Genomic DNA, 537 nt, shown 5'->3' on the forward strand with positions numbered 1-537 from the left:
CAGTTAACGCCGAAAGGTTTTTATATCTAAGTAAGATATCCATTCTTGATTTTTTACCGCCTTTAAAGATTTGATCAGGATTTACTTCATAATGACCGTTTTTTACTTTCTTTAAGAAATCACTTTCTTGTAGAGCTGTCATTGTATCTGCAATAGTTCTTCTGGAAATGCCAGTCTCTTTTTCAATCATTGAGTATGTATATAAAAACTGATTTTCTTTGTTGAGATTGTCCATAATAAAAGTTAGTATATGAATTTTCTTGTTCCCAATTAAATCAAGAGATTGAATTACATGACCTAACCAAACCTTATGAAAGTTAGCGTCTCTTTCTTCGATTTCAGTAACATTCATTTCAACGATTTCACCAGTATCTTGGTTTATATATTTCTGAGTTCCTGAAAACTTTATTTTCTTTCTAGTAGTCATTATTTTTTTCTTTTTTCCCTTTTCATCCATAAATCAGTCACCTCAAATTTCTATATTTAGTGTACTTTTATTATACTAAACGGTTTACTGAAAAATCAACAGTTTAATTT

1 protein-coding gene is annotated in these 537 nt (G+C 28.9%); it reads right to left on the reverse strand.

Annotated features, from left to right (window positions below; all coding sequences use genetic code 11):
• Positions 1-457: replication/maintenance protein RepL (locus FA014_RS19755; protein WP_154731281.1), on the reverse strand; the 457-nt coding region annotated here is incomplete at its 3' end.
• Between the last annotated feature and the right edge of the window lie 80 nt (positions 458-537).

It is taken from the genome of Cellulomonas hominis (genome assembly GCF_005239125.1).
In the GTDB taxonomy this organism is placed as follows: domain Bacteria; phylum Actinomycetota; class Actinomycetes; order Actinomycetales; family Cellulomonadaceae; genus Cellulomonas; species Cellulomonas hominis_A.